This window comes from Microbacterium immunditiarum, from assembly GCF_013409785.1.
Taxonomy (GTDB): domain Bacteria; phylum Actinomycetota; class Actinomycetes; order Actinomycetales; family Microbacteriaceae; genus Microbacterium; species Microbacterium immunditiarum.
The window spans coordinates 266,382-286,641 of the sequence record NZ_JACCBV010000001.1 but is presented as its reverse complement, the minus strand read 5'-3'; the positions used below and the strand labels follow the sequence as shown (position 1 = coordinate 286,641).

Below are 20,260 nucleotides of genomic sequence, written 5' to 3'. Positions count from 1 at the left end.
GCGTAATAAGTAGTCAAGGAGGACTCGTGATCCCCGATCGCATCATCGAGCAGGGCACGCTCACGACCGACGGCACGCGCGCCGCGGTCGAGGTGCGCCTGCCGTGGTACCGGGCGCTGCCGGCGTCCTGCATCGCCGGCGCGACGCTCGCCGTCGACGGCGTCGAGGCGCCCGCCGAGTCGCTCCGGTGGGAGATGAACGGCCGCACCTTCACGTTCGACGAGCTCATGCCGAACACCGAGGAGTGGTGGTTCCCGACCGACTCCGCCGTGCTGTCGGGCGACATCCCGGTCGCCGACGACGACGCTGAGCACCGGGTCGAGGTCTCGCTCGTGCTCTACATCCCCTACATCGTCATCGGCGACGGCGAGGTGCTCCACATCGAGGAGCGCGACGCCAAGACGATGACCGTCCGAAAGGCGGTGGCGGCATGACCCTTCGACAGGCTCAGGGACCCGGGGGACAGGCTCAGGCACCGATCGGCGCTCCGATCCAGGGTGTGACGCTCTACAGTTTCACGCGCGCGTTCCACGGCCGCGAGTACGACCTCGAGGGCCTCATCCGCAAGGTCGCGGCCGAGGGCTACGGCCCCGGCCTCGAGGTCATCGGCTTCTCGAGCTTCCGCGGATTCCCCGCGATCGACGACGCGTACGCCGCCCGGTTCCGCGAGCTCATCGCCGAGACGAACCTCGTCACGACGTCGCTCGCGATCAACGCCGACATCGGCATCCACCGCGATCGCCTGCTCACGCAGGAGGAGCTCATCGAGTACATGCGGCGCCAGATCGAGGCGGCGGCGAAGCTCGGGTTCCCGATCGCGCGCGTGCAGATCTCGATCTCGCCCGACTCGATGGAGGCGCTCGCTCCCGTCGCGGAGAAGTACGGCGTGACGCTCGCGCTCGAGGTGCACGCCGACCAGTACGCGTCGCACCCGCGCATCCTCGCGCTGCGCGACCGCTACGAGAAGGTCGGCTCGCCCTTCCTCGGCTTCACGATGGACTGGGGCGCGACCGTCTCCGGCTTCGCGCCGTCGCTCATCGAGGCCTATCGCCGTCGCGGCGCATCCGAGGAGCTGCTGACCGCGATCAACGACCTGTGGAACGAGTTCTACGAGCAGGGGCCGCCCGCCGACCAGGCGGAGCACGGTCAGCGGTTCGGTCGCTTCATCGGCCTCGCGGCGCAGTACGGGCGTCCCGACCTCGGCATCGACTTCGGGATCAACGGCACCGGCCTCTTCGGCCCGGCGCGCATCGACGACTGGCTCGAGATCTTCCCCTGGATCAAGCACGTGCACGGCAAGTTCTTCGGCATCGACGAGAACGGCGAAGAGCCGTCGGTGCCCGTGCGCGACCTCATCCGCCTGCTCGTCGAGAACGCCTACTCCGGCGCCATCTCGAGCGAGTACGAGGGCTGGCACTGGAACCACTGGCAGAGCCCGTTCGAGATCATCGCGGCCGAGCAGGCCGTGCAGCGTTCGGCCGCCGAGGCGGCCGGCTCGCGCATGGTGACGGATGCCGCGACCGCACGCGAGCAGCTCGCAGCCTGGCTGCCCCGGACCGAAGGAGTGAACGCATGAGCGACGGAATCGCGGGCACCGGCATCAAGCTGGGCACTACCCTCTACTCGATGACGAGCGAGTTCGCGGCCGGGGTCTACACCCCCGAGACGCTCATCGCCGCGGTCGCCGAGAACGGGATCGGCCCCGGCGTCGAGTTCAACATCGCGCAGCTGCTGCGCACGTATCCCGACGTCGACGACGAGTTCACGAAGCTGTGGTTCGACTCCCTCGAGAAGTACGGTCTCGAAGCGAGCGCGATCGGCACGAACCTCGACATGGGCCGTCGCAAGGACCGCGACATGATGCCCGACGAGGAGCACGACTTCCTCGCCCGGCAGCTCACGACGGCGCACACGCTGGGCTTCACGCGCATCGTCATCCGCTCGGCGGGCAAGGAGCTGCTGCGCAGACTCCTTCCGCTCGCGGAGAAGTACGATCAGCGCCTCGGGTACGAGATCCACGCTCCGCAGGGTCCCAACGACCCCAAGGTCGTCGAGATCCGCGAGCTCTACGAGGAGCTCGGCAGCGACCGGCTCGGCTTCACCGCCGACTTCTCGTCGACGATGTACTCGCTGTCGCCGCGGCTCATCACGCAGCTGAAAGCGATGGGCCTCGATGACAAGCACATCCCCGTCATGGAGGAGATCTGGCACGAGCCCACTCCGATGCACGTGCGAAACCAGAAGTTCGAGGACTATCTCGTGAGCGAAGGCGTGGACCCGCTGCGGTTCGGCCCGTTCACGCGCCTCGCGTTCAACATGCACGGACTCGTGCCGCCGGAGGAGTGGCTCGACATCATGCCGCAGATCTTCCACGTGCACGCGAAGTTCTACGACATCGGCCCGGACGGCGAAGAGCCCGCGATGGACATCCCGCGCATCGTGAAGCAGTTCGTCGAGGGCGGGTACGTCGGCTACCTCTCGAGCGAGTGGGAGGGCCACGCCTTCCTCGACCTCGGCGAGGCGGATCCGATCGACCTCGTGAAGAAGCAGCACGCGCTCATGCGGCGTGCGATCGAAGACACCGTCGCCCAGCGCCAGCCGGCCTGAGCGGGAAAAGGAGCAGACCCATGTCCGACAGCGTCGCCGAGGCATCCGTCGCAGAGCTCGCCGCAGAGGTCGCGCGCCTGCGCGAGGAGGTCGCCGAAACTCGACGGCTCGCGGAGCGGGCCGAAGACCGCGGCAGGATCGAGAACCTCTTCAACCGCTACATGTACCTGCACAACGCGTTCCAGGACGAGCAGATCATCCCGCTGTGGGTGAAGGAGGGCACGGAGGGCATCCGCGCCCGCTACACCAACGCCGGCGTGTACACGACGTGGGAGAGCGTCACCGCATACCACCGCGGCCGCCCTGCGCCGGCGGGCAAGCTCATCCTCCACGCCACGACGACGCCCGTCATCGAAGTCGCCGCAGACGGCGAGACGGCGAAGGGCGTGTGGCTCATGGCGGGGACGGAGTCCGGGCTCACCGACCCTGAGGTGGCGAAGGAGTTCCCCGACATGTATTCGCCGCAGGAGGTGCTCGGCAAGAAGGTGTGGGCGCACTGGGTCTGGTGCAAGTACGGCATCGACTTCCTCAAGCAGGACGGCGAGTGGAAGATCTGGAAGTTCCGCTGCTACGAGCTCGCGCGCGCTCCCTTCGAGGAGAACTGGGTGAGCTTCGGCCGGAAGAACCAGGGTGCGTTCGACCTGGACCTCATGTACTTCGGCGAAGACGGCAAGCCCGTGTTCATGCCGCCGGCAGATGCGCCCGTGCCGTCGACGAACCACCCCTACAGCCCCGAGACGGTGCAGAAGCTCGAGCCGGTCCCGCCGGTGCCGCACGAGCACTTCATCGACACCTTCGCGTAAGGAACCGCCATGGCAACCCACAACTCCCTGTTCTCCGAGAAGGACGTCCGTCGCGTCGACGGCGGCATCGCCGTCTCGGTGCAGCTGCCGTGGTACCGGAGCCTGTGGCTCTCGGCGGTCGACGACGTCGCGGCATCCGTCAACGGCGTCGAGATCCCGAAGGAGTCGCTGCGGTTCGAGCTCGAGGGGCGCAGCTACCGCATCGAGGAGCTGCCGGACCAGTACGACACGCTGTGGTACGTCGCCGACCGGCCCGACATCGTGATTCCGCTCGACCCGGTGCCCGAGCCGGGCGAGAAGCTGACCGTCGAGGTCGTCCTCACGATGCGCCTGCTCTACATGCAGATCATGCCGGGACTCGACGGCGGTCCCGGCCGGTACGTCACCAACCGCGTGCCGGTCGAGCGAGAGGTCGTGCTCGCATGACGGGCGGTGTGACGGCGCCATGAGCGATCGCCTCGACGTCCTCATCCTCTCGGGCCACATGACCCGCGAGCACGACAACGAGTTCCGCAGCTTCCGTCAGCACAACCAGTGGATCACGACGCTGCTCGAAGACACGGGCCGGTTCCGTGTGCGGGTCGTGGAGGATCCGCGCGGGCTCGGCGCCGCTGTGATCGACAAGTACGACGTCGTCATCGTCGTCTTCGAGGGTCGCGACGGATACTTCGACAAGGCGGTCGGGTTCGGAGCCGAGACGGATGCCGCGCTCCTGCGCTTCGTGCACGACGAGGGCAAGGGCATCGTGTGGTTCCATGGCTCCGCCGCGCAGGAGGACGACTGGGGCCATCCGGACGAGTACAACATCATGCGCGGCTCGCGCATGACCGTCGCAGGCGGGCTCAGGCCACGGCCGTGGGGCGAGGCCCAGCTCGACACCGTCGAGCCGCGGCATCCGATCACCGAGGGGATCAGCGCCCGCTGGACCGTGACCGGCGACGACATCCTCACCGGTGTCGAGATCCTCGACGGCGCACAGGTGCTGCTCACGACGTTCGACGACCTCGAGTCGTACGAGAACGCGCCGATGTGGCCGATGTCGCACTACCCGGTCGCCATTCCCGAGGAGGGTCTGGCGGCGCTGCCGGGCATGAACACGGACCAGCCGATCGCGTGGATCAACGAGTACGGCGAAGGCCGCTCGTTCACGATCACGATCGGACACGACATCGACACGTTCCGGCGCATCGAGTTCATCCGGATGTTCCCCCGCGGCGTCGAGTGGGCGGCGACCGGCGAGGTGACGCTCACCGGCCCCGACCGCCGCGGCGAACGCAGGTTCCTGCCCTGGCCGTACTACAACCGCGAAGGCTGACCCGCGCACGGCCCCACCCGAAGTGAGAGGAAACGACGTTGACAGCTGACGACCTGCCCGGGAGGGCCACGCTCCGTGTCGCCATGATCGGACACGGCTTCATGGGAGCCGCCCATTCGGTCGGATGGCGGCAGGCGCCGGCCGTGTTCGACCTTCCGGCCGACGTCGAGATGACGGTGGTCGTCGGACGGAATGCGGATGCCGTCGCCGAGGCCGCCGCGCACTGGGGGTGGGCCGAGTCGGCCACCGACTGGCGCGAGGTGGTCGCCCGCGACGACATCGACATCGTCGACATCGTGACGCCGGGTGATTCGCACGCCGAGATCGCGATCGCGGCGCTGGAGGCAGGCAAGCACGTGCTGTGCGAGAAGCCGCTCGCGAACACGGTGGCCGAGGCGGAGGCGATGGCGGATGCCGCGGGGCGCGCCCGTGGGCGCGGGCAGCGCGCTGTCGTCGGCTTCACCTATCGCCGGGTGCCGGCGGTGACGTTCATGCGCGACCTCATCGCGCAGGGCGCCATCGGCACGGTGCAGCAGGTGCGCGCCGCGTACCGGCAGGACTGGCTGGTCGACCCGCAGATGCCGTTGGCGTGGCGCCTGCAGAAGGAGCGCGCGGGTTCGGGTGCGTTGGGCGATATCGGTGCGCACATCATCGACATGACCCAGTTCGTCACGGGTCAGTCCGTCGCCGCCGTCTCGGGGACGGTCGACACGATCGTGAAGGAGCGCCCGCTGCTCGGGTCCGGGTCCGGCCTCGCGGGCACGGCGGCCGAGGGGTACGGCGAGGTGACCGTCGACGACGTCGCCGTCTTCACCGGACGGCTCGAGAGCGGCGCGCTCGCGTCGTTCGAGGCGACGCGGTTCGCGACCGGCCGGAAGAACGGGCTCACGATCGAGGTCTCCGGCGACCAGGGCGCGCTCGCGTTCGAGCTGGAGGACCTCAACACGCTGCAGTTCTACGACCGCACGGCCCCGGGTGACCGGCAGGGATTCACGAAGATCCTCGTGACGGAGGGTGCTCACCCGTACGTGTCGGCGTGGTGGCCGGCCGGGCACATGCTCGGGTATGAGCACGGCTTCGTCCACCAGGCCAAGGATCTCGTCGAGGGCATCATCGCCGGGACCGACCCGCACCCCACCTTCGCCGACGGCCTCGGCGTGCAGCGCGTGCTCGCGGCCGTGGAGGAGAGTTCGGCGAACGACTCGATCTGGGTGCGACTGGACGCGCGCGCGACCCGATAGGAGGCAGACGTTCGCCTTCAGCGCGCCGTGACGGATGCTGCGGCCAGCGCCTCGCGCGCGAGCGCGAGGTGCGCGCGGGTCATGGTCGCGGGGTCGTCGGGCAGCCATTCGTGCCCGCCCCACTCGCTCGTGAGGGAGCCGGTGAAGCCGACGCGGCGGAGTGCCGCGCCGATGTCGGCGATGGGCTGGGAGACGCGGCCATCCGTGTCGTCGAGATCCCAGAACTTCAGGTGGACCGCGTGCGTGAAGGGGAGCAGCGGTTCGAGGTCGTCGACCGACGACCGCCCGAAGCGCACGACGAGGTCCATGACCAGCGTGTGCGCGGCGGGCGGGACGGCGCCCTCGCGAAGCGCCGCGAGGACCGCCGCATGCGTCTCAGGGGAGCGCCACTCGCGTTCGAGGCGATCGACGAGACCGCCGTCGAGGCCCGCGCGCCGCAGCTCGGCGAGGTAGGTCGGCGGAAGCGACGGCATGAGCAGGCTGATGTCGATGAGCACGCGAACGCGCGGATCGTCGAGGTCACGGAGCGTCTCGAACGCTTCGGCGACGGCCGGCACATCGAGCGTCTGCTGCCCCTGGATCTCCTCGTAGAGGACGAGGTCGAGCTCGGCGAGCACCGGCTGCACACGTCGGAGGAGCTCGGAATCGGCTTGCCCGAACGGCACGCGCACACCGGTGGCCCCGAGTCGTGTGGCCGCGCGCAGTTGCGGCACGAAGAAGTCGAGGCGCTCGTCGTCGGAGCGCCGGCGCGCGGGAAGCGCCCAATCGTCGAGGCTGCCCCCGACGATGCTCACGCGGCCGCCCACCGCCTCGAGGCGTTCCCGAAACGTGTCGACGTCGGCATCCGTCGGCTCGGGGAATGAGCGCCACAGCTGCCCCGGCTCGATCTCGATCGTCGAGGCGACGTCGTCCTCCACGATGCCGAGAACGATGTCGGATGCCGGGCGCTCCGCGCGGATGACCTTAGGCGTCCAGTTGAAGGCGCTCGCACCGAGGGTCCAGCCGCCGGGTTCGACCAGGTACGGGTCGCGCGCGCGGTCGCGGACGGCGACGGACGATCCCGTCTCGCGGACAGGCGCGGAAGACGAGACGGATGCCGCGTCCCGCAGCTCGAGCGACGCATCGGCCCGGAACGGAAGCGTCAGGGGCCCCGCCGGGCCTGCCTGCAGGTAGGGCACGGCGAGGTGGAACGACACCGACACGTCGTGGACGCCGGGGCGGAGCACCCGTCGTCCTTCCAGCGTCAGCCGGTCCTGGAGGAACCACCATCCCGGCTCATGCACGAGGGCCGCGGGCGCCACGCGCTCCCCGCCGAGCGCGACGACCACGTCGACGGGATCGCCGTCGATCGACACCGCGAGGTCCGTGACGCTCGCGAGCGGAAGCGAGCGGATCCACGGGAGCGCGATGCGGAGAGCGAAGCCGTCGTCGCGCTGCGCGAGGGAATCGGGGAGCAGGACCGGCAGCATGAGACAGGAAGCTACACGCTTTTGTCGATCTGCGGAATAAGAGCGAAGCCCTCACTCGGCCGGTTCGAAGATGGACTCGATCGTGGGTCGGCCTTCCGCGAACCAGCGCGGGAACGTCGCGTCGAACAGCTGCTCGCGCACCATCTCCGCGCCACCGCGGAGGGGCTCGCGGATGTCGTTCGCCGACTGGATGATCGTGAGGTCGCGCGTGGCGAGCGGGAGGGACAGCTCGTACACGCGCTGTCGCACCTCGGCGAGGAAGATCTCGCCGGCCGACGGCACCGCACCGCCCACGACGATCGTGCTCGGATTGAACATGTTGACGAGCCCCGCGATCGACTCGCCCACGACACGGGCCGAGCGCTGCACGAGCGCGATCGCGACGGCGTCGCCGTCCTCCGCCGCCTTCGAGATCTCCTCGGGCGTGAGCGTCTCGCCGTCCGCCACGGCGCGGGCGAGATAGCCCGTCGCGCCCTCGGCGATCGCCCGCTCGGCATCGCGCACGAGGGCCCAACCGCCGGCGACAGCCTCGAGGCATCCGAGCTTTCCGCAGCGGCATGGGACGTCGGAGTCGCGGACGCGCACGTGACCGATGTCACCGGCCGCGCCGTTGGCGCCCCGGTGCAGACGCCCCTGCGAGAGGAGCCCCGCACCGATGCCGGTGCCGATCTTGCAGTAGATGAGGTCCACGTGGTCGTCGCCCTGGCGTGCGCGCTCGTTGAGGGCGAGCAGGTTCACGTCGTTGTCGACCCACACGGGGGCGCCGTAGCGCTGTTCGAACTTGCGGCGGACCTCGAAGCCGTTCCACCCGGGCATGATCGGCGGCGCCACCGGCCGGCCCGTCGCGAAGTCCACGGGCCCGGGAACGCCGACCGCGACGCCCCAGACGGGAACGTCGGGTGTCCGGGCGAGGAGGTCGTCGATCATGCCCATCGCCGTGTCGAGCGTCTCGGCGGGGCCGCGTGCGATGTCCCATGCGCCGTGCGCGTCGTCGATGACGTCTCCTTTGAGGAGCGCGATGCCGACGTGGATGTGCAGCGCCCCGAGTGCGCACACGATGATGCGGCCACGCTCGCTCCGGAAGCGCAGGGTACGGGGGGCGCGCCCGCCCGATGAGGGTCCGAAGTCACCGTCCTCGAGGAAGCCCATCGCGATCGCCTGGTCGACCCGCTGCGTCACGACTCCGCGTCCGAGACCCGTTGAGCGGCCGATTTCGGGCCGGGTGGAGGCTTCGTGCGTGCGCACCATGTTGACGATGCGCAACAGGCTCGTGACTTCGTCGGTCTGTGCGCCGAACCGCAACGTCGACTCTTTGGCCATAGCAGATTCTGACACAACTACCCGCCTCAAGTGGCCGATTTCGCACATCTATGGTCAAACACCGGAAGACTTATGTACGCTTTCCGCTAAAGAATAGGAGGGCGAGGATGCCTCACGGTGTCGGCGTCATCGGGGCAGGACCCGGGGTTGCGGCGCTCCATCTGCCGACGCTCGCACGACTGACGGAGGACTTCCGCGTCGTGCACATCAGCGACGCCGGGAGCGGCCGTGCCGACGGCCTTGCTGCACAGCTCGGCATCCGCGCTTCGACCGGGATCGACGATCTCCTCGCCGACCCGGACGTCGAGATCGTCGCGATCTGCACCCCGCCCACCGAGCACGCACGCCAGATCGTCGCGAGCGTCGCGGCGGGCAAGCGGGCGATCTTCTGCGAGAAGCCTCTCGGCACGACGATCGCCGAGGCGGAGGAGGCCGTCGAGGCCTGCCGCAGGGCGGGGGTGCCGCTCATCGTCGGGACGAACCACTTCTACGACCCGGCGTGGGGTCGGGCGCGACACCACCTGCAGAGCTCCGGGGGTCCCGTCATCTCGATCTCGGTGACCCTCTCCCTCCCGCCGAACACGCGATACCACGACGCGGTGACCGAGTTCGAGACGCGCCCCGTCGCGCGCCCCGCGCCGGACCTCTCGCGTCCCGAGGTCGCCGCGGGCGTGGTGCGTCAGCTCATCGCGGGCCTCGCGATCCACGACCTGCCCCTCGTGCGCGACCTCGCGCCGCGACTCGAGCGCGTCGTCTTCGCGCGTGCCGTCCCCCCGATCGGCTTCGCCGCGGGGTTCGTCGCGAGCGGCATCCCCGTGCAGTTCACGACGGTGATGCGCGGCGAGGGGGCGGATGCCCTGTGGCGCGTCACGGTCACCACGACGCGCGACCGCCTCGACGTCACCTTCCCGCCGGCTTTCGTGCACGCCGGTAGTGCGACCGTCCGCGTGCGAGCGAGCAACGGCCGCGACACGACCTACTCGCGCTCCGTCGACGACGGCTATGTCGCCGAGTGGCGCGCCCTCGCCGAGGTGCTCGCGAGCGGCATCCCCGTCGAATACGACGAACTCCTCGACGACGTGCGCTACAGCCTTCGGCTCGCGAAGGACGCCGCGGCGCTCGCGGGGGAGGCGGCATGAACGCCACCGGCGTATGGACGTCCGTCGACGCATACCGCGTCGCGGTGGCCGAGCTCCCTCGGAGCGCGCGGCTCACCGAGTCGCCGCGCGACGCGATCGCGGTCGTCGCGGGCACCGACGCGTGGTGGCACCGCGCCGGGGCGGCGCTCGCGGACGGCGCCCTCGGCGTCGTCGTGTCGCGGCCCGAGAACGTGCCGGTCGATCGCCTCGACGCTCTCCTCGCCGTGGGTCGCCCCGTCACCGTCGAACGCCCGCTCCTGCGGTCCGACTCGGCCCAGCACGTCGTGGAGACCCTGGCGGCGACCCGCTCGCCCGATGTCATCGTCGTCGAATGCCACGCGTCGCCGCTGTCGTCCGCGCTCCGCGACGCGATCGCCTGGGCGCGCGCGGCGGCCGGCGACACGCTGGCGGTGCGCACGGCGTCGTTCGCGTCGGGCCGCGAGCTCGCCCTGCTCGAGTCGGCGTCCGGAGTTCCGGTGTCTCTCATGGCGGCGACGCAGGCCGGCGCTCCGCCCGACGGTCGGATCCGCATGACGGCTCTCGGCGACACGATCGTCGAGGTCGACGGCGGCGACCACCAGATGATCGTGACGGTGACGGATGCCGCGGCCCGCCGCATCGCGCCGACCCGCTTCGAGCGTCCCGAGCGTCTGGCGCTGCGCCGCGCGATCGAGGCTGTCACGTTCGGAACGACTCCACCCGACCTCGGCGAGCTGGGCCACGACGAGGACGTCGCGCGCACGGTGCGCGCCGCATCCGATTCATAAACGGTGTCGATTCGAGGGATAGGCGATATGCCATTCCCTGATATGCCGATCTCAGACCAAAGTGGATGACGGGGTCACCCCGAAGACTCACCGAAAGGGATCGAAGATGATCAAGCTGCTCTCGCATCTGTCATATGTGGCGATCACGTCACCGGACGTCGAGGCATCCGTCGACTTCTACGTCAACCAGGTCGGCCTCAACGTCGTCGACCGCGTGGACGGCGCCGTCTACCTGCGCTGCTGGGGCGACTACTACTCGTACAGCCTCGTCGTGCTGCCTGGCGACGAGCCCTCGCTCGACACGGCCGCGTGGCGCACGACGAGCCCCGAGGCGCTCGAGGAGGCGGCGAAGCGGATCGAGGCCGCGGGCGTCCAGGGCGAGTGGGTCGACGTCCACAAGATCGGCCGGGCGTACCGCTTCACGGGCCCGTGGGGCCACACGCTGACGCTCCACTGGGACGTCACGCGCCACAAGGACACCGAGGGCGACGCCGCCTCAACCTACCCCGACCGCCCGTCGCGCCGCAGCAAGGTCGCGGGCGCTCCGCGTCAGCTCGACCACGTCACGGTCGCGACGAGCGACGTCGACGCGTTCGTCAAGTGGTACGTCGACGTGCTCGGCTTCCGCTTCATGGCGCGCACCGTCCTCGACGAGGCGCCGATCTCGGTCTTCTCGGTGCTCACGACGAACGAGAAGTCGCACGACCTCGGTGTCGTGCTCGACGGCTCGAGCCGCGCGGGCCGCGTCAACCACTACGCGTTCTGGGTCGACACGCGCGAGGAACTGCTCATCGCCGCCGACGTGCTCATCGAGAACGGCTACCCGATCGAGTACGGTCCCTCGATCCACGGCATCGGCGAGCAGAACTTCCTCTACTACCGCGAGCCCTCCTCGCTGCGCGTCGAGCTCAACACGGGCGGTTACCGCAACTACGTGCCCGACTGGGAGGCGCAGACATGGAAGCCGTCCCAGGGGTCGAACAACTTCTACCGCAACAGCGCCATGCCCATGTCGATGACGGAGTCGTTCCCGGCGGCCGACGGGCCTTCGGCGACGGAGGAGGGTGTGCCGGAGGAGATCCGGGCCGCCCTCATCAATCCCTACGCCAAGCACGGCCAGGGCTGACAGGCTCGGGGGTGGGGACGCTTCGTCAGGGACGTCCCCGCCCTCGCACCACGTGGCGAACATGGACTCGGAGAACACATGACGACGACGTCAGAGGGACTGACCGCCCCCTTCGCCCTCGCGTGCTACCGCGACGGCGATTCCGTGCGTCTCGGACTGGTCGCGGGCGACCGCATCCGTCCCCTCACGCCGGAAGAGCTCGGCGCACCCGATCTGAACGGATTCCTCGCCCGCGCCGACTGGCACCGCCTGGAGGCCCTCGCGGACTCGTCGGACGGGTGGATGCCGCTCGGCGAGGTCGTGCTGACCGCGCCCGTCGAGCCGCGCCAGGTGCTGCAGGCCGGCGCCAACTACCGCGAGCACGTCATCGAGCTCGTCGTGGCGGGGCTCACGCAGGACGACACCCGCACGCCCGAGGAGGCCCGCGCCTTCGCCGCGAAGATGATGGACGATCGCGCCACCCACGGCGAGCCGTACTTCTTCATCGGCCTGCCGACGGTCATCGTCGGCGACGACGTGCCGCTCGTGCTGCCGGGTTACAGCGACGTGCACGACTGGGAGCTCGAGCTGGCCGTCGTGATCGGCTCGGAGGCGTTCCGCGTCTCGCGCGAGGACGCCCTCGACCACATCGCGGGGTACACGATCGTCAACGACATCACGACGCGCGACCGCGTCTTCCGCAAGGACATGAAGGAGATCGGCACCGACTGGTACCGCGCGAAGAACGCGCCCGGCTTCCTTCCGACGGGGCCGTTCCTCGTGCCGGCTCCGTTCGTCGACGGCTCGAACGTGACCGTGCGCCTCGACCTCAACGGCCAGACGATGCAGAACGGTTCGACGAGCGACCTGCTCTTCGACATCCCCGCGCTCATCTCGGCCGCGTCGCAGACCGCGCCGCTGCTGCCGGGTGACCTGCTCCTGACGGGCAGCCCTCCCGGGAACGGCCAGCACTGGAGGCGGTTCCTCCGCGACGGCGACGTCATGACGGGGACGATCGAGGGCCTCGGCACCCAGGTCGTGCGCTGCGTCGCCGAAGGGGGATCACGAGCATGAGCCACCCATCCGAGAACCCCGCCGACCTCGATCGGCAGAACCCCAAGGCCGAGATCGCCGCGCGCGCCGAGGCGTATCGCAACTGGGGCCGCTGGGGCGACGACGACCGGCTCGGCACCCTCAACTTCATCGACGCCGCCAAGCGCGTCGAGGCTGCGGGCCTCGTGCGCGAGGGGCGTGTCGTGTCGCTCTCGCAGTCGTTCGACACGAACGGCCCGCAGAAGGGGTGGCGGCGCCGCACGAACCCCGTCCACCTCATGACCGACACGGGGACGGATGCCGAGCGCGGCAACCAGGGCTTCCCCCACGGGATCGGCGGCGCCGATGACTACATCTCAATGCCTCTGCAGTGCTCGACGCAGTGGGATGGTCTCGGCCACATCTTCGATCACGGCAACGCGTGGAACGGGCGGCGCGCGGGCGAGGTCGTCACGAGCGAGGGTGACCAGGTCACGGGCATCGAGCACGCGGCATCCGTCATCGTCTCGCGCGGCGTTCTGCTGGACGTCGCGCGGCACCTGCGCCCCGAGACGGGCGAGCTCGAGGACGGGTACGCCATCACGGCGGCCGACCTCGACGCGACCATCGCGGCCCAGGGCTCGCCCGTGGGCCCCGGCGACATCGTGCTCGTGCGCACGGGCCAGCTCACCCGCACCCGACGGGACGGGTGGGGCGACTACGCGGGCGGACCGGCTCCCGGGCTCAGCCTCACGACGGCCGGATGGCTGCACCGCACCGAGATCGCCGCGATCGCGACCGACACGTGGGGCTTCGAGGTGCGCCCGAACGAGTTCGACGTGCCGGCGTTCCAGCCCTTGCACCAGATCGTGATCCCGAACATGGGCCTCACGATCGGCGAGCTGTGGGACCTCGACGAGATCGCCGCGGTGTGCGCCGAGGCCGGTCGCTACGACTTCCTGCTGTCGGCCGCGCCGCTTCGCATCACGGGCGCCGTCGGCTCGCCGATCAACCCCGTCGCCATCCTCTAGCACCCGAACAGGACGAACAGAACAGGGAGGTTCTGACAATGACCGCAGTCAGCAAGGTCGCGATCGCCGGAAGCGGGGTCGCGGGACTGGCCGCCGCCATCCAGCTCGCGAAGGCCGGTGTCGAGGTCGACCTTTTCGAGGCCAAGCCCGAGCTCACCGCGCTCGGCTCCGGCATCTCGCTGCAGGGCAACGCGCTCCGCGTCTTCGACGCGCTCGGCGCGTGGCACGACATCCGCGCCGCCGGTTACCCCTTCGAGGGTCTCAACCTGCGCGCGCCCGGCCCCGGTGCGCCGATCGTCGCGGAGCTTCCCGACGTCAAGACGGGCGGACCGGACTACCCGGCCGGTATGGGCATGCCGCGCCCGGAGCTCGCCCGGATCCTTCTCGCGCACGCGCAGAAGGCCGGTGCCAATGTCCGCTTCGGCGCGACGGTGACGGGGCTCGAGCAGACGGATGCCGGTGTCGAAGTCCTCGTCGACGGCGAGTCCGCCGGCACGTACGACCTCCTCATCGGCGCCGACGGCCTCAACTCGACCGTCCGCGAGCTGATCGGCATCGAGACCAAGCCGCAGCCCACGGGCATGGGCATCTGGCGCTCGTTCGTCTCGCGTCCGGCCCAGGTCGTGCGCAGCGAGCTCTACTACGGCGGCCCGGTCTACATCGCGGGCTACACGCCGACGGGCGAGGACACGATGTACGCGTTCCTCGTCGAGAAGGCGCAGGACCGCTCGGGGGTCTCCGACGAAGAGGCGACCCGCATCATGCTCGAGGAGTCGCGCGCGTACGACGGGCCGTGGAACAGCATCCGCGCCGACCTCGAGCGCGGTGCGCACGCGAACTACACGTGGTTCACGCAGCACCTCGTCGACGCGCCGTGGAACCGCGGCCGCGTGGTCGTGATCGGCGACGCCGCGCACAGCTGCCCCCCGACGATCGCGCAGGGCGCCGCGCAGGGCCTCGAGGACGCCCTCGTGCTGACGGAGCTGCTGGTGCAGTCCGAGTCGCTCGGGCAGGAGCTGTGGGACGCGTTCCACGCACGCCGTCTGCCGCGCGCGAAGGCGGTCGTCGAGGCATCCGTCCAGCTCGGACAGTGGCAGATCGACGGCAACCGCGACGCGGACGCCGGCGGCCTGATCTTCGGCATCGCGCAGCAGATGGCGCAGCCCGCATGAGCGAGGCGAGCATCGAGACGCCCGTCACCGACGTCCACGCGCACCTGCTCATGCCGTCGCTGCAGGCCGAGGTCGAGGCGCGCGTGCCCGACCTCGTCCAGGAGGCCGCGGCGCTGGAGCTGCGGCGCAACGGCGCCGAGAGCCAGGCCGTGTCGGGGCGGATGGTGGGGGAGCGCATCCCGAAGCTGACGTCGATCGCCGAGCGCCTCGTCGCGATGGACGCGCAGGGCATCGACCGGCAGTGGGTCAGCGCGTCTCCGAACCACTTCTACCCGTGGGCGCCGGAAGGCCTCGGCGTTTGGGTCGCGATGGAGGCGAATCGCCTCATCGCGGAGCACGTCGCACAGGCCCCCGACCGTCTCACGGGTCTCGGGCTCGTGCCGCTGCAGCATCCGTCGCGCCTCGTAGAGTGCCTCGACGACGCCGTGCTCGGGCGCGGGCTCGCGGGCGTCGAGATCTCGTCGTTCGCGGGCGACGTCGAGCTGTCGGATGAGCGACTCGAGCCCTTCTGGGCGCGGGCCGAGGCGCTCGGCGCGATCGTGTTCCTGCATCCGTTCGGATGCAGCCTCGACGAGCGCCTCGACCGGTTCTACCTGTCGAACACGGTCGGGCAGCCGACCGAGAACGCCGTCGCCCTGTCGCACCTCATCTTCTCGGGCGTGCTGGACCGGCATCCGGGGCTCAAGATCGTCGCGGCGCACGGCGGCGGCTACCTGCCGTTCGCGATCGGAAGATCGGATCGCGCGTGGCGCGTGCGCCCCGAGGCGCAGCGGTGCGCCCACCTGCCGTCGACGTATCTGCGCAAGCTCTGGTACGACACGGTCGTGCATGACCCCGTCGCGCTGCGTCACCTCGTCGAGGTCGCGGGCGCGTCCCAGGTGCTGCTCGGGAGCGACTTCCCGTTCGACATGGGACTCGACGACCCGGTCGCGTTCGTGCGCGGGGTCGGTCTTCCGGACGAGCTCACCGAGCGCATCCTCTCGGGCAATGCCGAGGCGCTCCTGCGAGAGCGGGTGCACGCATGAGGATCGCGAGGTGGGAGACCCCCGGCGACTCGCAGGTCGGGGAGGGGTTCGTCGTCGAGGACGGGGTCGTGCCGTTTCCCGACGGGCTGACGGTCGCCGACATCCTCGCCGGTGGGCTGGATGCAGCGAAGGCGGCGTTCGAGCGCGTCGCAGCTGACGCGGGAGCTCCGCTCGGCGACGTGCGGCTGCTCGCGCCGGTGGTCCCCGCATCGGTCCGCGACTTCGTCGCGTTCGAGGAGCACGTCGAGGGGGTCAGCGCGGGAGTCGAGGGCAAGAGCCACGTCGCGCCCGAGTGGTACGAGGCGCCGACCTTCTACTTCACCAACCCGCACACGATCCTCGGGCCCGGCGACGCCGTGAGCCCGCCGGTCACGCAGCGGCTCGACTTCGAGCTCGAAGTCGCCGTCGTGGTGGGCGGGCCGGGCGGCACGAACCTGACGGCGGATGCCGCGGCGTCGAGCATCTTCGGGTACACGATCATGAACGACTGGTCGGCGCGCGACCTCCAGGCCCGCGAGATGAAGGTGCGGCTCGGCCCGGCGAAGGGCAAGGACTTCGGCACGAGCCTCGGCCCGTGGATCGTGACTGCCGACGAGCTCGAGCCGTACCTCGACGATGAGGGGTTCCTCGCGATCCGCGCGGAGGTGCGCATCAACAGCGAGCTCGTCGGAGAGGACCTCGTGTCGAACATGGGGTGGCCCTTCCCCGAGCTCGTGGCGTACGCGTCGCGCAACGCGCGTGTCGTGCCGGGCGATGTGCTCGGCAGCGGGACGGTCGGCAACGGCGGATGCCTCGGAGAGCTGTGGGGGCGCGGGTCGACGCTCCCGCCCCTGCGTGAGGGCGACCAGGTGCGCATGACGGTCGAGGGCATCGGCGACCTCGTGGGGACGGTCGGGCCGGCCGTGCCGGCGCCCGAGCTGCCGCCTGCGCGAGCCCGTCCGCGGACCCGCCACCGCTGATGTCCGACGACGTCCGGACTTTGGTTGAAAAACGTCGAAAGAAAGTTTAGAATCGACACTGACGTCGGGACACCTCGGGTGTCCGTTCCCTCTCGCGAAGGCGCAGCAGGGGCACACACGGTCGCGCCGATCGCCCGGTCGTACGGGTCACTCCGCGTATGAGCATGTCGCCGTGGAGGCTGCGCCTCCTCATCGTCTCCCTCCTGACGGTCGCGATCCTGGGCGCGCTCGATCACACCATCGTCTCGACCTCGCTCGCGACGGTCGCCGGTGAGCTGGGCGCACTCCAGCAGATGGCGTGGGTCGTCGTGGGCTACACCCTCGCGAGCACGATCCTCCTGCCGATCCTCGGCAAGCTGGGCGATGCCATCGGCCCCCGAAGCGTCTTCCTCGTCTCGCTCGTGCTCTTCCTCGTCGCGTCGCTCGCGTGCGGGTTCGCGCAGGACATGGCGCAGCTGGTCGCGGCACGCGTCGTGCAGGGGATGAGCTCCGCCGGTCTGCACCTCATGTCGCAGACGATCGTCGCCCTCGTGACGACGCCGCGCGAGCGCCCGCGCTACCTCGCGATCGTCGGGGCCGCCTTCCCGGTGGCGATCCTCGTGGGGCCCGTCCTCGGCGGCCTCATCACGGACCACTGGGGCTGGCCCTGGGTCTTCTGGATCAATCTGCCCTTCGGGGTCGCGGCGCTCGTGCTCGCGCTCGTCGCCGTGCCGAGACTGCCTGGCATCGGTCGTCAGCGGTTCGACATCGCGGGCGCGGTCGCCTTCGCGGTCGCGATGGTCGTGCTCGTGCTCGCGGTCACGTGGGTGGGCGACGAGCGGATGGTCGCGGCATCCGTCGTGCTGTTCGCCGTCGCGGCGATGGCGTTCGCGGCCTTCTTCCTCATCGAGCTGCGCGCCACGGAACCACTCGTACCGCTCCGTCTCTTCGCGAACCGCACGATCGCGGCCGGCACGGCGCTTTCGGCCATCATCGGCGTCGGGCTCTTCTCGGTCACCGCGTACCTGCCGACCTACTTCCAGATGGCCTACGGCACGAGCGCGACCGTCTCGGGACTCGTTCCGATCGCGACGGTGTTCGGGATGCTCGTCAGCAACCTCGCGACGGGGTGGCTCGTGAGCCGCACGGGTCACTTCCGCGCCTATCCGATCGCCGGCACGGCCCTGGGTGCCGCCGGGCTGCTCACGATGTCGCTGCTGCCCGTCGGACTGCCGCTGTGGGTGCCGATGGTCGTCATGGGCGTCGTCGGCATCGGCACGGGCGCATTCATGAGCCTCGTGGTCGCCGTCGTGCAGAGCGCCGCACCGCGTCGCGACATGGGCTCGATCACGGCGAGCGTGAACCTCGTGCGCCAGGTCGGCGCGACCGTCACGACCGCGGTCATCGGCGGCATCATCGGCTTCGGCGTAGCGGCGCTCCTCCCGGCGTCGCTCGATGCCTCGACCCTCACGCCGCAGATCGTCCACGCGGCCGATCCTGCGCTCCGGGCCGAGATCGCGGCGATCTACACCCAGGTGTTCGCCCCCGTCTTCGGGGCGCTCGCCTTCGTGTACGCGGCGGGCATCGTCGCGGCGATCCTGCTCCCCGGCGGCCGCCTGTCGGACGAGTCCGAACCCGCGGCCGTCTCCAGCTCCGAACCCCTCACCGCGTGACGAGAAGAGGTACCCCCATGTCGCACACGCCCACCGTCGCCATCGTCGGCAGCGGACCCATCGGCTCGGCCTACGCCCGGACGATCATCGAGAGCGACCCCGACGTGCGCGTCGTGATGTTCGAAGCGGGACCCCAGCTCACGGCGGTCCCCGGCGAGAGCGTCCGAAACATCGCCGATCCCGACGAGAAGGCACGCGCGCGCAAGCTGTCGCAGGGTCCGCAGTCGGGGGCGCACCGCGAGAGTCTCGGCCTCCCACCCGGTGTCGTCGTCGAGGGGATGTTCACCGCCCGCGAGGGCACGCACCTGCTCGACTTCGGCGGCGAGGGCTCGGCGCACGCGCCGACCTTCCCGGCCGCGGCCGCCTCGACCAACGTCGGCGGCCAGGGAGCGCACTGGACGTGCGCGATCCCGCGTCCGGGCTTCAGCGAGAAGGTCGACTTCATCGACGACGCGGAGTGGGACGACCTCATCGCCGCCGCCGAGCGCCTGCTCCACGCGCAGACCGACGCGTTCTCCGACTCGCCGATCGGCGCTGCGATCCGCACGCTCCTCGACCGGGAGTTCGGCGCCGAGCTGCCGCCCGGATACGGCGTCGGCACCCTCCCCGTCGCGGGCGACCCGCAGCCCGACGGATCGATGATGTGGGCGGGGGCGAACACCGTGCTCGGCCGGCTCATCGAGGTGGGGACGCCCGAGTCGGAGCGCTTCGAGCTGCGCGACCTCACGCTCGTCCGCCGCGTCGAGCACGAGGGCGGGCGCGCGACGGGGGTCACGATCGAGGACCTGCGCACGAAGGAGGACTCCTTCTTCGCCGCCGACGTCGTCGTCGTGGCGGCGGACGCCTTCCGGTCGCCGCAGCTGCTCTGGGCATCCGGCATCCGTCCTCGCGCACTCGGGCGCTACCTCACCGAGCACCACGTCATGATCACGACCGTCGCGCTCGACGAGGAGCGCATGAGGGCCCTCGTGACGCAGGACGAGTTCGAGGCGGAGCTCGCGCGCCGCGCACGGAACGCCGCCGACCCCGTCGCGGCGGTCAACCGCATCCCGTTCTCCGAGCCCGACCACCCCTTCTCGCTGCAGGTCATGTACGCCGAGACCCCGCCATTCCAGCTCGATCCCGCGCACCCCGCGGCGGGCAACCGCTGGGGCTACGTCAACATGGGGTACGGCGTGCGCAAGCACCCGCGCGTCGAGGACGGCATCACCTTCCACGACGACGAGCTCGACTACCGCGGCTTCCCCAACATGACGATCGAGTACGCCCTGACGGATGCCGAGCGGCCCGAGCTCGAGGAGGCGGAGGCGCGCCTACGCCGAGCGGGCGCCGCGCTCGGCACGTTCGTCGCCGAGCCGCGGCTGCTGCCGAACGGATCGAGCCTGCACTACATGGGCACGATGCGGATGGGCGCCTCCGACGACGGCACCTCGGTCGCCGACCCGTGGTCCCACGTGTGGGGCTTCGAGAACCTCGTGGTGGGCGGCAACGCGCTCATCCCGACCGCGAACACGATGAACCCGACGCTCATGAGCGTCGCGATCGCCGTGCGCGGAGCGCGTCGACTCACGCAGGAGCTCACCGGAGCGCTCGCCGAGGACGCCGTCCGCTGACGGCATCCGC

The 20,260-nt window shown here is 70.2% G+C and carries 19 protein-coding genes; 17 read left to right on the top strand and 2 right to left on the bottom strand.

Annotated features, from left to right (window positions below; translation table 11 throughout):
* Nucleotides 1–26 precede the first annotated feature (26 nt).
* From BJ991_RS01295 to BJ991_RS01265, 7 genes are all read left to right on the top strand, one after another.
* A complete protein-coding gene (locus BJ991_RS01295; protein ID WP_179486776.1) occupies nt 27–434 on the top strand; it encodes a C-glycoside deglycosidase beta subunit domain-containing protein in 408 nt (135 codons plus the stop codon).
* Nucleotides 431–1,576 carry a sugar phosphate isomerase/epimerase family protein gene (locus BJ991_RS01290; RefSeq protein ID WP_179486774.1) on the top strand — a complete coding sequence of 382 codons (1,146 nt, stop codon included), beginning with the start codon at nt 431–433 and terminating at the stop codon, nt 1,574–1,576. Before BJ991_RS01295 ends, BJ991_RS01290 begins: the two co-directional genes overlap by 4 nt.
* A complete protein-coding gene (locus tag BJ991_RS01285; RefSeq protein ID WP_179486772.1) occupies nt 1,573–2,607 on the top strand; it encodes a sugar phosphate isomerase/epimerase family protein in 1,035 nt (344 codons plus the stop codon). The genes BJ991_RS01290 and BJ991_RS01285 overlap by 4 nt, the downstream gene beginning before the upstream one ends.
* Before the next feature lie 20 nt (nt 2,608–2,627).
* A complete protein-coding gene (locus BJ991_RS01280; protein ID WP_179486770.1) occupies nt 2,628–3,410 on the top strand; it encodes a nuclear transport factor 2 family protein in 783 nt (260 codons plus the stop codon).
* A gap of 9 nt (nt 3,411–3,419) precedes the next feature.
* Complete coding sequence (locus BJ991_RS01275; RefSeq protein WP_179486768.1) at nt 3,420–3,836, top strand: C-glycoside deglycosidase beta subunit domain-containing protein; 417 nt, start codon at nt 3,420–3,422, stop codon at nt 3,834–3,836.
* A 19-nt stretch (nt 3,837–3,855) separates the two neighbouring features.
* The gene (locus BJ991_RS01270) at nt 3,856–4,725 is read left to right on the top strand and encodes a ThuA domain-containing protein (RefSeq protein WP_179486766.1); all 870 of its coding nucleotides are present in this window, start codon (nt 3,856–3,858) and stop codon (nt 4,723–4,725) included.
* A gap of 83 nt (nt 4,726–4,808) precedes the next feature.
* On the top strand, nt 4,809–5,966 hold the full coding sequence (locus BJ991_RS01265) for a Gfo/Idh/MocA family protein (RefSeq protein ID WP_179492371.1): 1,158 nt from the start codon (nt 4,809–4,811) through the stop codon (nt 5,964–5,966).
* A gap of 17 nt (nt 5,967–5,983) precedes the next feature.
* Here the strand turns inward: BJ991_RS01265 and BJ991_RS01260 are convergent, their stop codons facing one another.
* The gene (locus tag BJ991_RS01260; RefSeq protein WP_246300998.1) at nt 5,984–7,435 is read right to left on the bottom strand and encodes a sugar phosphate isomerase/epimerase; all 1,452 of its coding nucleotides are present in this window, start codon (nt 7,433–7,435) and stop codon (nt 5,984–5,986) included.
* A 51-nt stretch (nt 7,436–7,486) separates the two neighbouring features.
* A complete protein-coding gene (locus tag BJ991_RS01255; RefSeq protein ID WP_179486764.1) occupies nt 7,487–8,755 on the bottom strand; it encodes an ROK family protein in 1,269 nt (422 codons plus the stop codon).
* A 107-nt stretch (nt 8,756–8,862) separates the two neighbouring features.
* Between BJ991_RS01255 and BJ991_RS01250 the strand changes: the two genes are divergently transcribed.
* The 10 genes from BJ991_RS01250 (at nt 8,863) to BJ991_RS01205 (ending at nt 20,250) form a co-directional block, all read left to right on the top strand.
* On the top strand, nt 8,863–9,894 hold the full coding sequence (locus tag BJ991_RS01250) for a Gfo/Idh/MocA family protein (protein WP_179486762.1): 1,032 nt from the start codon (nt 8,863–8,865) through the stop codon (nt 9,892–9,894).
* On the top strand, nt 9,891–10,661 hold the full coding sequence (locus BJ991_RS01245) for a hypothetical protein (RefSeq protein ID WP_179486760.1): 771 nt from the start codon (nt 9,891–9,893) through the stop codon (nt 10,659–10,661). The genes BJ991_RS01250 and BJ991_RS01245 overlap by 4 nt, the downstream gene beginning before the upstream one ends.
* 106 nt (nt 10,662–10,767) lie before the next feature.
* Nucleotides 10,768–11,787, top strand: coding sequence for a VOC family protein (locus tag BJ991_RS01240; protein WP_179486758.1), 1,020 nt, complete (start codon nt 10,768–10,770; stop codon nt 11,785–11,787).
* 78 nt (nt 11,788–11,865) lie between these two features.
* Nucleotides 11,866–12,840, top strand: a complete 975-nt coding sequence (locus BJ991_RS01235) for a fumarylacetoacetate hydrolase family protein (RefSeq protein WP_179486756.1) — start codon at nt 11,866–11,868, stop codon at nt 12,838–12,840.
* The gene (locus tag BJ991_RS01230) at nt 12,837–13,829 is read left to right on the top strand and encodes a cyclase family protein (RefSeq protein WP_179486754.1); all 993 of its coding nucleotides are present in this window, start codon (nt 12,837–12,839) and stop codon (nt 13,827–13,829) included. Before BJ991_RS01235 ends, BJ991_RS01230 begins: the two co-directional genes overlap by 4 nt.
* Nucleotides 13,830–13,867: 38 nt before the next feature.
* Nucleotides 13,868–15,001 carry an FAD-dependent monooxygenase gene (locus tag BJ991_RS01225; protein ID WP_179486752.1) on the top strand — a complete coding sequence of 378 codons (1,134 nt, stop codon included), beginning with the start codon at nt 13,868–13,870 and terminating at the stop codon, nt 14,999–15,001.
* Nucleotides 14,998–16,026 carry an amidohydrolase family protein gene (locus BJ991_RS01220; protein ID WP_179486750.1) on the top strand — a complete coding sequence of 343 codons (1,029 nt, stop codon included), beginning with the start codon at nt 14,998–15,000 and terminating at the stop codon, nt 16,024–16,026. Before BJ991_RS01225 ends, BJ991_RS01220 begins: the two co-directional genes overlap by 4 nt.
* The gene (locus tag BJ991_RS01215; RefSeq protein WP_179486748.1) at nt 16,023–16,985 is read left to right on the top strand and encodes a fumarylacetoacetate hydrolase family protein; all 963 of its coding nucleotides are present in this window, start codon (nt 16,023–16,025) and stop codon (nt 16,983–16,985) included. The genes BJ991_RS01220 and BJ991_RS01215 overlap by 4 nt, the downstream gene beginning before the upstream one ends.
* A 158-nt stretch (nt 16,986–17,143) precedes the next feature.
* Nucleotides 17,144–18,637, top strand: a complete 1,494-nt coding sequence (locus tag BJ991_RS01210; RefSeq protein WP_179486746.1) for an MFS transporter — start codon at nt 17,144–17,146, stop codon at nt 18,635–18,637.
* 17 nt (nt 18,638–18,654) lie between these two features.
* A complete protein-coding gene (locus BJ991_RS01205; protein WP_179486744.1) occupies nt 18,655–20,250 on the top strand; it encodes a GMC oxidoreductase in 1,596 nt (531 codons plus the stop codon).
* Nucleotides 20,251–20,260: the final 10 nt, after the last annotated feature.